15 protein-coding genes are annotated in these 13,899 nt (G+C 61.6%); 3 read left to right on the forward strand and 12 right to left on the reverse strand.

The features are described 5' to 3' along the window. Positions 1-125: 125 nt before the first annotated feature. Positions 126-539 carry a hypothetical protein gene (locus tag CUV01_RS07355; protein WP_232962584.1) on the reverse strand — a complete coding sequence of 138 codons (414 nt, stop codon included), beginning with the start codon at positions 537-539 and terminating at the stop codon, positions 126-128. Between the two features lie 135 nt (positions 540-674). Here CUV01_RS07355 and leuB point away from each other — a divergent pair, with 135 nt between their 5' ends. Then, positions 675-1,802, forward strand: coding sequence for a 3-isopropylmalate dehydrogenase (leuB, locus tag CUV01_RS07360; RefSeq protein WP_101461931.1), 1,128 nt, complete (start codon positions 675-677; stop codon positions 1,800-1,802). 15 nt (positions 1,803-1,817) lie between these two features. Continuing rightward, on the forward strand, positions 1,818-2,804 hold the full coding sequence (locus CUV01_RS07365) for a DMT family transporter (protein ID WP_101459900.1): 987 nt from the start codon (positions 1,818-1,820) through the stop codon (positions 2,802-2,804). 21 nt (positions 2,805-2,825) lie between these two features. On the opposite strand, the gene CUV01_RS07370 is transcribed toward CUV01_RS07365, so the two are convergent. The 7 genes from CUV01_RS07370 to CUV01_RS07400 all read right to left on the reverse strand — a co-directional run bounded on the left by CUV01_RS07370 (position 2,826) and on the right by CUV01_RS07400 (position 9,779). Continuing rightward, complete coding sequence (locus CUV01_RS07370; protein ID WP_232962586.1) at positions 2,826-3,461, reverse strand: PqiC family protein; 636 nt, start codon at positions 3,459-3,461, stop codon at positions 2,826-2,828. Position 3,462: 1 nt separating this feature from the next. Continuing rightward, positions 3,463-5,802 (reverse strand): PqiB family protein, encoded by a 2,340-nt coding sequence (locus CUV01_RS07375; protein ID WP_101459901.1) that lies wholly within the window; start codon positions 5,800-5,802, stop codon positions 3,463-3,465. Between the two features lie 10 nt (positions 5,803-5,812). After that, on the reverse strand, positions 5,813-6,460 hold the full coding sequence (locus CUV01_RS07380) for a paraquat-inducible protein A (protein ID WP_101459902.1): 648 nt from the start codon (positions 6,458-6,460) through the stop codon (positions 5,813-5,815). Continuing rightward, complete coding sequence (locus tag CUV01_RS07385; protein ID WP_232962587.1) at positions 6,457-7,164, reverse strand: paraquat-inducible protein A; 708 nt, start codon at positions 7,162-7,164, stop codon at positions 6,457-6,459. The genes CUV01_RS07380 and CUV01_RS07385 overlap by 4 nt, the downstream gene beginning before the upstream one ends. A gap of 61 nt (positions 7,165-7,225) precedes the next feature. Further along, a complete protein-coding gene (locus tag CUV01_RS07390; protein WP_101459903.1) occupies positions 7,226-9,028 on the reverse strand; it encodes a sensor histidine kinase in 1,803 nt (600 codons plus the stop codon). A 7-nt stretch (positions 9,029-9,035) separates the two neighbouring features. Next, positions 9,036-9,629, reverse strand: coding sequence for an RNA polymerase sigma factor (locus tag CUV01_RS07395; RefSeq protein WP_101459904.1), 594 nt, complete (start codon positions 9,627-9,629; stop codon positions 9,036-9,038). Continuing rightward, positions 9,630-9,779 (reverse strand): NepR family anti-sigma factor, encoded by a 150-nt coding sequence (locus tag CUV01_RS07400; protein ID WP_101461934.1) that lies wholly within the window; start codon positions 9,777-9,779, stop codon positions 9,630-9,632. It lies immediately after the preceding gene. Positions 9,780-9,877: 98 nt separating this feature from the next. Between CUV01_RS07400 and CUV01_RS07405 the strand changes: the two genes are divergently transcribed. Further along, positions 9,878-10,684: a response regulator gene (locus CUV01_RS07405; protein WP_101459905.1), complete on the forward strand. Its 807-nt coding sequence runs from the start codon at positions 9,878-9,880 to the stop codon at positions 10,682-10,684. 22 nt (positions 10,685-10,706) lie between these two features. Here CUV01_RS07405 and CUV01_RS07410 read toward each other — a convergent pair whose 3' ends face one another. Genes CUV01_RS07410 through CUV01_RS07425 form a run of 4 tightly spaced genes read right to left on the reverse strand, consistent with a single transcriptional unit; the run spans position 10,707 to position 13,737 of the window. Next, positions 10,707-11,660, reverse strand: a complete 954-nt coding sequence (locus CUV01_RS07410; RefSeq protein WP_232962589.1) for a YihY/virulence factor BrkB family protein — start codon at positions 11,658-11,660, stop codon at positions 10,707-10,709. Then, entirely contained in the window at positions 11,605-12,306 is a 702-nt protein-coding gene (gene dnaQ, locus CUV01_RS07415; protein ID WP_101459906.1) for a DNA polymerase III subunit epsilon, read from the reverse strand. Before dnaQ ends, CUV01_RS07410 begins: the two co-directional genes overlap by 56 nt. After that, positions 12,299-12,886 carry a dephospho-CoA kinase gene (gene coaE / locus CUV01_RS07420; RefSeq protein WP_101459907.1) on the reverse strand — a complete coding sequence of 196 codons (588 nt, stop codon included), beginning with the start codon at positions 12,884-12,886 and terminating at the stop codon, positions 12,299-12,301. Before coaE ends, dnaQ begins: the two co-directional genes overlap by 8 nt. Further along, positions 12,883-13,737 carry a shikimate dehydrogenase gene (locus tag CUV01_RS07425; RefSeq protein WP_101459908.1) on the reverse strand — a complete coding sequence of 285 codons (855 nt, stop codon included), beginning with the start codon at positions 13,735-13,737 and terminating at the stop codon, positions 12,883-12,885. The genes coaE and CUV01_RS07425 overlap by 4 nt, the downstream gene beginning before the upstream one ends. Positions 13,738-13,899: the final 162 nt, after the last annotated feature.

Here is a 13,899-nt window from a genome sequence, read left to right on the forward strand (position 1 = left end):
CCCTCGCCATTTTGGCGCAAGCTGCGGCAAGCGCGGAGAATGCGCAAGGCCGCGCTGCCAGTGGGCGGAACCGGATCTTAAATCCAGACGGTCGGTCTGGCGCAGATGATACCCCGCGCCCTCGTTCAGTTCGCCGCGGGCTCGGTCGCGCCGCCCATCTGGACCAGACGGTCGATCAGCGGTTTGGCCTTTGGCCCGATGCGGCCGCAGGACGACGGATCATCCAGCAATGTAAAGGCCGGCCCGAAATAGGCGCGGTCATACTCGCTCGGGTCCATGCCCAGCTTGGCAGCCAGAAGGTCGCTGGTGCCTGTCATCAACGTCCACTCTCCGTCGGTGACCGGGTAGTCGGCGCAGTTCGAGGTGATGACATTGACCTCGGCCAACTCGCGGGTCAGCGCCTCGGCCTCGGCCTCGCTTAGTGCCGATACATCGGGCAGCGGTACGGAAAGCCTGTCCTCGGCCATCGCCACCTGTGCGCCGACCAGCACGATGCTGATCAGCACGATCAGCGCCATGAGCGCGTCCCAAAGTTTCATATCTGCCTCGATTACATTGCCTGTTTGCGTCATCCCGCCTCATCGCAACATAAACCGCAACCAAATTCGCCGTGAACTTGACCGCGAGGCAAGCCGGGCCTAGTGCATCGGCAACACAAACCCGAGGAGGCCGTGATGTCCGACCGCTATTCCCTTCTGATCCTGCCCGGCGACGGCATCGGCGCCGAAGTCATGGCGCAGGTCACCCGCGTTATCGACTGGTTCGCGACCAATCGCGGCATGTCCTTTGATGTCAGCGAGGATCTGGTTGGCGGCGCAGCCTATGACAAGCACGGCACACCGCTGGCTGATGAAACGATGGCCAAGGCGCAGCAGGTCGATGCCGTGTTGCTGGGCGCTGTTGGCGGGCCGAAATACGATGTGCTGGATTTCAGCGTAAAACCCGAACGCGGTCTGTTGCGCCTGCGCAAGGAAATGGATCTGTTCGCCAACCTGCGTCCGGCGCAATGCTTTGATGCGCTTGCCGATTTTTCGTCGCTCAAGCGTGACATCGTTGCCGGTCTGGACATTCTGATCGTGCGCGAACTGACCAGCGGCGTCTATTTCGGCGAGCCGCGCGGCATCCATTCTGACGACAACAATCCGGAAAACGAAGGCGGCCGCGTCGGCATCAATACCCAGCGCTATACCAGCGGCGAGATCCGCCGGGTCGCGCGCTCGGCCTTTGAACTGGCCAAGCGTCGCGGCAACAAGGTCTGCTCGATGGAAAAGGCCAATGTCATGGAATCGGGTATTCTGTGGCGCGAAGAGGTGCAGTGGGTCCACGACAACGAATATCCCGAGGTCGAACTGTCGCACATGTATGCCGATAACGGCGCCATGCAGCTGGTCCGCAACCCGCGCCAGTTTGACGTGATCGTGACCGACAACCTGTTCGGCGACCTGCTGTCAGACGCCGCAGCCATGCTGACCGGCAGCCTTGGCATGCTGCCCTCGGCCAGCCTTGGCGCGGTGATGGAAAACGGTCGGCCCAAGGCCATGTACGAGCCCGTCCATGGATCGGCCCCCGATATTGCCGGTCAGGGCAAGGCCAACCCGATCGCCTGTATCCTCAGCTTTGCCATGGCGCTGCGCTATTCGTTTGATCAGGGCAGCGCAGCCGCTGAACTGGAGGCTGCCGTCGAAAAGGTGTTGGCCGACGGCGTGCGAACCGCTGATCTGATGGGTCCCGATGGCGGTACGCCGGTTTCGACCTCGGGTATGGGCGACGCGATTCTTGCGGCACTGGACGCGGGCCGCTGACCTGACGGGGTAACTATGGCTGGCAGCAACAACGCCAAGGCAGCCGTCATCGCCCTTGTGGCGATGGCGGTCTATGCGACGCATGATGCGGTGATCAAGCAGCTGGGCAGCGAGTATCCATCGCACCAGATTCTGTTCTTTTCGCAATTGCTGGCCTTTCCACTCGTCGCGGTGCTGTTGATGAGCGACCGCAGGCAGGCCAGCCTGCGCCCGAACCAGCCCGGCTGGGTCGCCCTGCGTTCGGCCTGTGTGGTGATCGCGGGTCTGTGCGGCTTTTTCGCCTTTTCGCAACTGCCGATGGCACAGGTCTATGCGATCCTGTTCGCGACGCCGCTGATGGTCACCGTTCTTTCCATTCCGATTCTGGGAGAAAAGGTCGGTATCCATCGCTGGGGCGCTGTGATCGTGGGACTGATCGGCGTCATGATCGTGCTGCGCCCGGGCCAGGCGGACCTGACCGCCGGTCATGCAGCCGCCCTTTGTGGCGCCATGGCCAGCGCGCTGGCATCGGTCATCGTGCGCAGGCTGGGCCGGTCCGAGCGCGCTGTCGTGCTGATGCTGTGGCCGATGCTGGGCAACTTTGTTCTGACCGGCGGGATGCTGACACTGGCCTATAAGCCGATGACGCTGGGCGATCTTGCGCTGGCCGGGATGATATCGGTTCTGGGGCTGATCGCGGGTTTTCTGGTGATCCGGGCCTATCGCACCGGCGAGGCCACGGTTGTGGCGCCCATGCAATATTCGCAGATCATCTGGGCCACGATCTTTGGTCTGCTCATCTTTGGCGAAGGGCTGGACACAGCCACGCTGATCGGAACCTCGGTCATCATCGCATCGGGCATCTACATCGTCTGGCGTGAAGGCAGTGGCGGGCGGTCCGACAACACGCCGGTCATCGCGGCCCGGATGCGGCCAGAGACGGTCACCTCGCCCAAATCGACCCTGTTGCAGCGCCTGCTGCATGGCCGCAATTCATCGACATATCACCAGGACGACGACTAGTCGCCCTTGTCCGGCGCAGGTCTAAAACATCGGGTCCAGTGCAAACGGGTCGCGCGGTGTGCGGGTCACAAAGGTTGTGCCCGGGCCGCCCAAACCTGCGATTTGCTGGGCCAGGGTCGACAGCGCCGAAGATTGCGCCAGCGCGATGGTCTGCGGCTCTGTATTTGAAATCGGCACGGAAATATCAAAGCTGCGCGCATGATTGGTGCCACCGCCGCTTTCGTTGGCGACAAAGTAGCGGCCAGCCAGACGATAGATCCCATCGGCCTGCGCCAATGCCTTTTCCACCCGAACCTCCAGCTTGCGCTCGGCCGGTTCGCCCAATGGCCATGGCTCGGCGATAACCGTGGCGCCAGAGACATCGGAAATCGCCCGCGCCAAGGTCAGGGTCACAGCGCGTTCGGGGCTGTCTGCCCACAGATTGTCGGGGTTCGATCGCACCGCGCCATCGGCTGTCTGCCAGGCCACCTCTTGCCCCGACGCATATTCCGGCAAGGACACGTCGCGCAACTCGACCGTGGCGCCAAGCTGGTTGGCCACCTGGATCGGTTGTGACGGCGGGTCGATCAGAAAGCGACCGGTCGCCTCTGGATCGGAACAGGCCGCCAACATGGACAGCGTCATCAGAGGTGGCAGTGCGAACAGAGATTTCATCATCTTATCGTCCTAGGATAAAGGCGCGGGGGTTGCGTTCGATCATCCGCGCCAACGAGCCGAACGCCTCGGTCGCGCGGCGCAGTTCGCGCATCATGTTTACAGCCTCAGCGTTAAAGGCCGAGCGATCGCCATAGGATGCCATCACCGATTCCGCGCGCAAAGCGGTGCGTTGCAACTGTCCGATCAACTCGGGCAGTTCCTGCACCGCGCGCGCGACCTCGTCGGCTGCGGAACTGGCAGAATCCAGTGCGTTGTTCAGACTGCCCGCGGCATTTCCGTCACGCAGGTCGTTCAACAGCCCAGAGGCCGCCTCTAGCGTGGTGGACAAGTTGCGCGGCAGTTGCTCGGCATCTTCGGTCCCCAGCATCGCGCGCAGATCAGCCAGAATGCCTTCGGCCTGCGCGCTGATTTCCGAGAAGGCGAATTCGTCCACGGCCTGTGCGGCTGCGTCGATATCCTCGACCATCTGCGGCACGTCCGCAGCCGCCAGGGTGACCGCGTCCGCTGCCTCGGATGCGCTGTCCAGCGCGGCGCTAAGCGAGGCAACAACCCCGGCATCACGCAGTTCGCCAACAAGGACCTGCAAATCGTTCAACGCGTTCTCGACCGAGGCCATGGTGCTGTCCAAACGCCCCGGCAGCGCCGCCGCCGCATCGCTGCCGATGACATCGCGCAACTCGGACAATGCGGCGTTCAGTTCCGCCCCGATGCTGGTGAAATCGACCCCCTCGAGCGAGGTCCCGACCTCATCCAGCGACGTAATAAGCGACGGCAGGTCTTCTGATGCGTTGTTCAGCCGCTCTATCAATTGCGCGGTGCGTGTTCCGGTTTCGGCTTCGTTCAGCTGGGTGACGATCTCTTGCAGCTCGGCGATCGTGACTTGGGTTCCTTCGATCGTATCAAGCACTGCGCCCGGGATGGCGCGCGTGTCCTGCGAACTGGCCAGCGCCGTGACCGAGTTCATCATATCGGTGGCCGAGTTCAGCACCTCTTCGATAGGCAGATTGCCCACGCGCGTCAGGAAGCCCTGGGCGCTGGCACTGAAATCAGAGATCTCGCCTTCGACCGAAGGAATAATGGGATAGGGGTCGCCGCCGGCATCCAGCGTCGCGGGAACGGCATCGGGGATCGGGACCAGTTCGACCATCAGCGACGTGCCAAGCAGACCGGCGCTGGCCACGCGGGCGCGCAGACCGTTTTGCACCTCGCCCGCCAGAAAGTCCTGCACATCCTCTGGCGTGGTGCCGCTTTCCAGCCCCATCCGGGTGGGCGACAGGGCGATGGTCACCTGTTGACGCACCAGTGTCGGCTGATTGCCTTCCGGTTCATCCACCCGCACCGACAGATCGGTGACGCGGCCAACACTCAGGCCCTGAAATTGTACATCTGCATCGCGTTCCAGCCCGCGCACAGCGTTGTCGATCAGCAAGGTATAGCGAACGTCGCCGACTTCGTCGTCGGTAAACAGACTGCTGCGTGCGCTGTCTTCGTCGGGCTGCAGGCGAAAGACGTGACCCGGCTGGACCGGGCTGCCGCCACTGGTCAGGGTGGCAAACTCGACCCCGCCCTGCACCAGCGACGCCAGCGAGTTCACGTTGAACGAAACCCCCTGCGCACCAAGCGACAGCGAAAAGCCGGACGTATCCCAGAACACGGTCGCGGTGGTCAGCCGCTCGTCATAGGGGGCGCTGACAAAAAGGTCGGCCAGGACCGTCTCATCATCTTCGGACAATCGCAGATTTTCCATTCTGCCGACCTCGAGCCCGCGGAACAGAACCGGGGCGCCCTCGCTCATGCCTTCGGCATTTTCAGCTGACAAAGAAACCCAGGTGCCCGGCGCGTCTTCGCGCGTCAACGGCGCGCGCTCGAGGCCGATGAAGTGGTTCTCTGGCTCGCCTCTGGCGGCGGTCCAATAGCCCTCGATAAAAGCGCCGGTCAGCACGGTATCCAGCCGGGTGACGCCCTGCGCGGAAACCTGTGGGCGCACGATCCAGAACTGAGAATCCGCATCGATATAGGGCGCGACGTCCTGATCCACGCGGATATGGACAACGACCTTGGTCAAATCTTCGGAGAAGGCCACGCTTTCGACCTGGCCCACGGTGATTTCGCGAAACTTCAGCACGGTTTCGCCCGGCGTGATGCCCGTGGCATCGGCGAACTCGACCTCGATCAGGTCGCCGCGATTGGAATATGAATTCCACGCGATGGCCAAGGTCACGATCAGCGCAAGGATCGGCACCAGCCAGATAACATTGATCCCTGCCTGCGCCGCGCGGCGGGCGGTCTTGCGAACTGGGCTGGCAGGGCGGTTGGCCGGGTTCGGCGGCGTATCGGTCATCGCATTCCGTTCAATTCTTGCTGCTTTGCAAGGGCAGGCCCCGCCAGATCAGCCGTGGGTCAAAGCTTTGCGCTGAAAGCATCGTGAAAGCAACGGACAGCGCAAAAGACGCAGCCGCGGGGCCGGGGTGGATCGAGACGACAAAGCCCAGCTGCACCAGCGCCGACAGCACCGCCACCACAAAGACGTCGATCATCGACCAGCGGCCGATGAATTCCACCACCTCAAAGACGCGCAGCCGAGAATGCGCGTCCTCTGCCGTTGAGGGTTTGCCTGCGACCAGCCCAAGCCAGATGATCGCCACGAATTTCGCAATGGGCACGACCACCGAGGCCACAAACACGATGATGGCGATATCGTAGCTGCCGTAATGGATCAGCTCGATCACGCCTTCGATGATGGTCGCCTCTGTGCCACCCTGCAGGCTGGCCAGAGTCTGCGTCCGCATCATCGGAAAGATGTTGGCCGGGATGTAGCAAATGATCCCGGCAGCCAGCCACGCCCAGACAAATTGCAGGCGGCGGCGGTCAGGCGGGTGCAGGCTGGCATGACAGCGTGCGCATTTTTCGGTGCCTTCGGGCCAGACGCGACCGCAACTGCGGCAGCCGACCAGACCGGCGCGATGTGCCGTCAGGACCTTGGTGCCACCCTCGCTCATTCGCCCGGCACCTGTTCACGGCCATCCGTGTGCAAGCCGGCGTCTTCGATCGCGTCCCAGATCGTCGTCTGACACATGAAGCCACGCGACGCGAGGTTGACCAGAATCAGCGCGCAAAACGCCCAGAACGCGGGGCCCAGATGCACGGTCGCCAGACCAGCCACCTTGACCAGCGCCACGGCGGTGCCGATGACAAAGATCTCGGCCATGGACCAGGGTCGCAGTTCTTCCGAGATGCGAAAGGCATCCGCGGCGTGACGGTGCGGCGGACGGCCCTGCGCCAGCGGGACCAGCGTGTAAAGCAGCAGCATGGAGCGCAGGATCGGCAGGCCGACCACCAGCGCCAGCACCGCCAGAACCAAGGGCAACAGCGCACCTTCAGCGAAAGCCAGCGCCACGCCAAAGAGCGAGGTGGCATTGCCAAAGCCCATGCGCGAAATTTCAAGGAACGGAAAGAAGATCGCCCCGACCAGCAGCACGACCGACGTAAAGGACAGCGCGATGATCTGCACAAACGCGCCGCTGCGGGGCTTGCCCAGAACCGAGCCGCAACGAATGCAGCGCGCGGTTTCACCGATGTCCAGTTCTTCCTCGACGTGCAAGGCATCGCAGCGCGGGCAGCCAAGCAGCCCTTCGCCGGTTTTCAGATCGTACTCGCCCGCACCGCTGTTCATGTCGCAAAGATAAGCCTGCTGCCTGTTCATACAAGCGCATTGGTCGCACGGCGCGAACGGCAGCGTGAAGATGTGGCAAGCTTGCCGATCACTAGTGCCGCGATCCCTCGCGCGCAGCGGAGGTCAGAACGACATTGCGAATGTCGGTTATATCGACCGAGCTGACCCTTTCGACGCGGAACGGAAGCCGCAGGGTATAGCGATTGTTCTCGTGCGTGCAGTGGGCCTCGCCTTCCAGTTGGGCGGCAAAGGCCTCGATCAACTGGCCGCCAAGACCGGTGCTCTCGCCCGGATCCGGCTGCTCGACCCGGTCACCGGTCGAGTTCGATATTTCCAGCACGGCTTCGTATTTCGTGGGATGGGTCAGCGTGACGCGAACCCAGGGGTGATCCTCGCCCGGCGCGGTGCCTGCGTATTTCAGCGCATTGGTAAAGGCTTCGGTCGCCAAGAGTGTCAGCGGGACTGCCTGATCGGGCTGCAGTGTCAGCGGCTCGAACCCGGTGCGGACCCGCAAATCGCTGCCAGCCTCGACAGAGGCGTTGACCATCTGGTTGATGATATCGCCGATCAGACGATCTGCATCCACCGCATCAAGATGCTCGGCCTGATAGAGGTTACGATAGATCGTCGCCAGCGCGGCAACCCGGTCCTGAACCGACCGCAGGACGCGCTTGGCATCAACGTCTTCGATCATCCGGCTTTGCATGTTGATGATCGAGGCAATGAGCTGAAGGTTGTTCTTGACCCGGTGGTGAACCTCTTTCAGCAGCACCGTCTTTTCCGCGACAGCCGCCTCCATCGCCTCTTCATCGCGGATCAGGATGCGGGCCATGTTATGAAAGGTCTGGCTGACATCTCTGATCTCTGCGGGCGCATCCGTCAGCACCAAGGGCGGTGCGTCCCGATTGCCGATCGCAAACCGCCGCATCTGACTGCGCAGCACCCGGATATGGCGCAGGACCAACCGGTACACGGCGAAATAAGCGACCGCCAAGGATACCAACCACAAGGCGATGGGGATCAGCACGGCGGTGAATTGCGACATCGCAAAACCGCCCAGACCGGCCAATTGCGGGCTCCAACTGCCAAGCGCGTAAACCAGGCCCGGCACAACCGGCACAACCGCAAACACCCGCGTATCGCCGGTATTGCTGCGTTCGACAAAGGTGGTTTCGTTGCGCTCGATCAGGCTGGACAAGGTCGAACCCCGCGGCAAAAGATCGCCCACGCGAACCTCGGCGCGGCCATCGCTTGTCAGTGGCTCACCCCGGTGGTTGAACGTCAGAATACCGGCGCCTTCGGTCCCGAAACCCACGGAATGCGTTGACTGCAAAAGCGCGGATGACAGCGACACCACGACATAGCCCAGCAGATCACGGTCGCGGTATAGCGGCTGCATCACGACAACCACCGGGCGGCCGCTGATGATGCCCTGCGACAGCGATGCAATCATGGTCTGGGGCTGCGCGACGAACTTCTGGTAGGCCTGCGAGGTCCGCATATCCACCGGCCCGTCAGCCGGACCGCCCGATGTGCAGTTGGACACCCCGCTCATCGGCACGAAGGCCGCGCCTTGATAGACTGCGCTATGTGCGATGAACGACCGCATGATCTCGGTGCAGGCTTCCGCGCTGTCCAGCACCTCTAGCACGGTCGGTCCCAGCGCATCCGCCGTGCCCAGCGCACTTTGCAGCAAGGCGCGCTCGCCTGCGGCGGCCGAGGCCGTGCGGCCCAGCAGGGCGATTTCGGCGCTGCGCTCTGCCTCGCGCGAGACATGCAGGGTCTGCACCAGCGAAATCAGCCCGATGGGAAGAATGGCAACCGACAGCAGCGCGGCAAGCCTGAAGCCCAGACCCCTGGTAAAGTCCAGCCGGTCGCGCAGCCGCCACAGCATCCGAGATTTAGCGAGAAACGGGATGGTTCAAGGCCATGACAGCAAGGGTTGCCTGATCTGTCATTTCCAGCTCTTCCCCATCAGCCAGGTGCAAAAGTTCGGCCAGCTTGCGCCGACCGCGATTGGCCCGCGATTTTACCGTGCCCACCGCGACACCAGTCATATTGGCCGCCTCTTCGTAAGAAAAGCCAGAAGCCCCGACAAGGATCAGCGCCTCGCGCTGTTCATCGGGAAGCTGCTGAAAGGCCGCGCGAAAATCATGCAGTGCAAGGCGGCCATCGTGTTCTGGCCGGGTTGCCTGACGCGCCGCGTGAATACCGTCGGTATCGCTGACCTCGCGCTTGGTCTTGCGCCGCGCAGAATAGAAGGTGTTCCGAAGGATCGTGAACAGCCAGGCACGCAGATTGGTGCCTGCCTGAAACTTGTCCATGTTGGTCCACGCCTTGACGATGGTGTCTTGTACAAGGTCATCTGCCGACGATCCCTCACGCGTCAACGACAACGCAAACGCCCTCAGAGCCGGCAGATGATCTACCAGTTCGTCACGCGGATCGCCTACCTTGGTGCCCTTGGCGGGCGCCGGGTCCCTTGACGTGGTCATTTATTTATCCTGGTCCCGCAATTGCTGCAAAAGGGCGACAAACCGGTCGGGAATCTCGCTGGTCGCATCCTGCTCATAGACACGCTTCAAATTCTCGTCGATCTGCTTTTCGATCTCGGCCTTGGGGCGATTTTCCCGATTTTCGGTCATGCTTTTGTTAAATCCAGCAAGCTTGTGCACACCCATTGTAACATGTAGTGGTTTGGCAGAGTTCCCATACTTGGAACCTTTTTTAAGGAATAAGATCTATGTCTTCTGCCGATGTAGCACAAATCATCGGGCGCGAACTGCCCTTTCTGCGGAGATACGCACGGGCACTTACTGGCACTCAATCTGCCGGAGACAACTACGCTGCCGCGACCCTGGAAGCCATCCTTTCAGACCGATCAATGTTAGAGGGGTCCAGCGATATTCGTGTTGGACTGTTCAAGGCATTTCACGCCATCTGGCAAAGCTCGGGTCAGCCCGTCGAACTGCAAGGCGACGCTGATGGTCGCGAGGCGCGCGCCCAGGCCCACATGCGCAACCTGACCCCGAATTCGCGCGAGGCGCTGCTGCTGCGCACGATCGAGACCTTTCGCTATGATCAGGTCGCTGAAATCATCCAAAGCACGCAGACCGAGGCCGAGGAACTGGTCCAGATCGCATTGAACGAGATGGGCCAGACGCTGCGTGGCAGTGTAATGGTGATCGAGGACGAGACCATCATCGCGATGGACCTCAAGGGCATCGTGCAGGCCATGGGCCACGAGGTTACCGGCGTGGCCCGTACCCATACCGCTGCCGTTGAACTGGGCAAGCAACGCCGCCCCGATCTGGTTCTGGCCGATATTCAGTTGGCCGACGGATCATCGGGCATCGATGCGGTGAACGAGTTGCTGGCTGATCAGGCCGATCTGCCGGTGATCTTCATCACCGCCTTTCCCGAACGCCTGCTGACCGGCGAACGGCCCGAACCGGCGTTCCTGATCTCCAAGCCCTATTCCGAAGAACAGGTTCGTTCCGCGGTATCTCAGGCGATGTTCTTTGCATCGACCGAGAACATGGACGTCTGACAGCAACTCCGCCGCGGCGAGGTCAGGCGGATAGCCGGGCCGCGCGCGCGGCGGCGACACGGCGGCGGCGGGCAAGCTCGACATTGATCAGCGCGCCCAGCAGCACCGAAAATCCCGCGAGATAGAACCACATCAGCAGCGCGATCACCGCGCCAATCGAGCCGTAGATACGATTATAGCTGTTGAAGCTGCTCAGATAGGATGAGAACGCGATCGAGACGGCCGCCCAGACCAGCGCGGCCACCAGTGCGCCCCATGTAAAGATCGAGGTGCGCGGCGCTTTGACGTTGGGGCCGTATCGGTAAAGGATGCCAATCCCCAGGATAACCAGCGTGAACATCGCCACCCAAGGTAGCCCCGAAACCAGCCATGACCGCAACGGGCCGAAGGTCATGAAGTTGATGATCACAGGCAGGATCACAATCGTTGCCAAACCGGACAGAACGATCCCCACGATGGCCAAGGTCAGCACATAGGCCAACAGAAAACCAAAGATGGTCGAATGCGACCTGACGCCGTAAGCGGCATTCAGGCCGCGCACCAGCGCATCAACCCCGGCGCGCGCCGCAATCGTGGCGACCAGGAACGACAATACAGAAGCCCAGCCTATCGTCGTGCGTCCGCCCGACAACAGCGCCTCGATCTGGGAATCCAGGATCGCCGCTGCACCATCCGGAATGAACTCATGGGCGACGCGCAGATATTCGTTGATCACCGCCGGATCGAACCAAAGACTCCACAAGGCGATGATCGCGGCCAGACCGGGAAAAACCGCAAACATCGCATAGAATGCCACACCCGCCGAGATCAGGCCCATGTGGATCTTGTCCATCCGGACCAGCACCGCCGAAATGAAGGCGCCAATATCGCGCAGGCGGTTCAGAGGGTGCCTCGGGTGGCTGCGATGCGATGCAACCGTGTCATGAAAACCGCGCCCAGATCGCATCATCGCCCAGTTTGGCGATGAACTCTGCATGGGCCTGGGCCTCTGGCTGGGTGATGCGCGGCGGCAGGTCTGTTGGGCGCGGCTGACGGCGATTGAGCTGCCGGTCGCCTTCATCGGTTTGCTCTGACGTCTGCGCGGGGCCGCTGAGAACCAGATCAGGCTGACGGCCGCCAATCAGTTCAAGGTAAACCTCGGCAAGCAGTTCGCTGTCCAGCAGCGCCCCGTGCAGGGTGCGGTTGGAATTGTCGATCCCGAACCGGCGGCACAGCGCATCCAGCGAGGCTGGCGAACCGGGATATTTCTCTCGCGCCATTGCAACGGTATCGAGCGCGCGGGATGCCGGCAGCGTCGCAAGGCCGGCGCGGCGCAGTTCGGCGTTGAGAAACTTCATGTCAAAGCTGGCATTGTGAATGACCAGCTTGGCGTCGCCGCCGATGAAATCAATAAAGCCTTGCGCGATCTGGGCGAATTTCGGTTTTCCCCGCAAAAAGTCGTCGCCCAGCCCGTGGACATCAAATGCCTCTTTGGGCATCGAGCGCTCCGGGTCGATATATTCGTGATAGGTGACGCCGGTGGGCAGGTGATTGATCAGCTCAATCGCGCCGATCTCGACGATGCGGTCATCCTTTTCGGCGTCAAAGCCGGTGGTTTCCGTATCAAGGACGATCTCACGCATATGATTGTATTTCTTTGCTTATGTCTAAAACGGCCTGTCTTGCACCCGCCATATTATCGGATGGAATGATCCAATCCGCCAGCACCCTCTTTTCCGCATCCGGCATCTGCCGGTCAAGGATCATCGCGAAATTTTCCTCGGTCATGCCGGGTCTGTCCAGAACACGCCTGCGCTGCATTTCCGCGCTTGCCGAGACAACTGCCACGCCGTCCATTCCGGCTTGCCCGCCGGTCTCGAACAAAAGCGGAATGTCAAAGACGATGATCGCAGCACCTGAATGGCGATCAGCAAAATCCTTGCGATCCTGCAGCAAGAGGGGATGCACGATCGCCTCTAGTCGCGCGAACCCGGTCGGATCGGCTGCCAGAGCAGATTTTAGCGCCGTGCGATCGACCTGACCATCGACAACTGATCCGGAAAAGGCCTGCCCGACTGGCACGACAGCCAGACCGCCTCTGGCGTAAAGCCGATGCACGGCGGCGTCTGCGTCCCATATCGGATGGCCAAGATCCCTGAACATCTGCGCGGCAGTCGATTTTCCCATGCCGATGCTGCCGGTAAGGCCCAGGCGAAAGCTCATTCGAGCACGGCGGCGCGGGCTGCCTCATCGACCTCGGGTCGTTGGCCGAACCAGCGCTCGAACCCCGGTGCGGCTTGGTGCAACAACATGCCCAACCCGTCCACGATGCGGCAACCACGCTGCTGTGCGCCCTCGAGGAAGGGCGTCATCAGGGGGGTATAGACCAGATCGGTTGCCACCGCGTCCGGCGACAGCGCGTCCAGTGGTATCCGGAACGGCTGTTTACCGGTCATGCCGAGCGAGGTCGCATTGACCGCAGTCGCCGCCCCATCCAGCATATTCCCGGCTTGCGCCCAGTCATAAACGACAACGCGCGCACCGAATTCGCCCTTGATCTGCTCGGCCCGCAAGCGTGTGCGGTTCGTGATGCGCAATTCGTGCACCCCGCTATCCAGCAATGAGGCAACCACGGCCCGCGCCGCACCCCCGGCCCCAATGACCGCTGCCGGTCCTGCATCCGCCTGCCAATCTGGCGCATATTGCCGTAAATTCGCAATGAAGCCATAACCGTCTGTATTATCGGCGTGAATCTTACCATCAGGCCGAAAGATCAGGGTGTTCGCCGCACCGATCAATGCCGCACGGTCGGTGACGACATCGGCCAGCGTCAGGACGGCCTCTTTATGCGGTATGGTCACGTTCAGCCCGACGAAACCGGCAAAGGGCAGCACCCGCAACACTTCGGCCAGATGTTCTGGCATGACCGACATGGGCACATAGTGCCCGTTGATGCCATAGTGCTTCAGCCAATGACCGTGCAGCCGCGGAGATTTGGAATGACCAATCGGCATTCCGATAACACCTGACAGCGGTACATCAGCGATCTGGGTTGGTGCGACAGCATCGGCCATGCGTTGGTGAACCATGAGAAAACGCGCTTTGCCGATAATCTAGGCCGCATCCGCAAGGTGGGAAAGACAAAACCCACATTTATCGTTGGTTGTGGCAGGCAAGTCTCAACTGTGGACAAGATCGGGGATATTCCGGGGCGTGGCCTTGGGGCGGTCATGGGG

The sequence above is a fragment of the Paracoccus tegillarcae genome (assembly GCF_002847305.1).
Classification (GTDB): Bacteria; Pseudomonadota; Alphaproteobacteria; order Rhodobacterales; family Rhodobacteraceae; genus Paracoccus; species Paracoccus tegillarcae.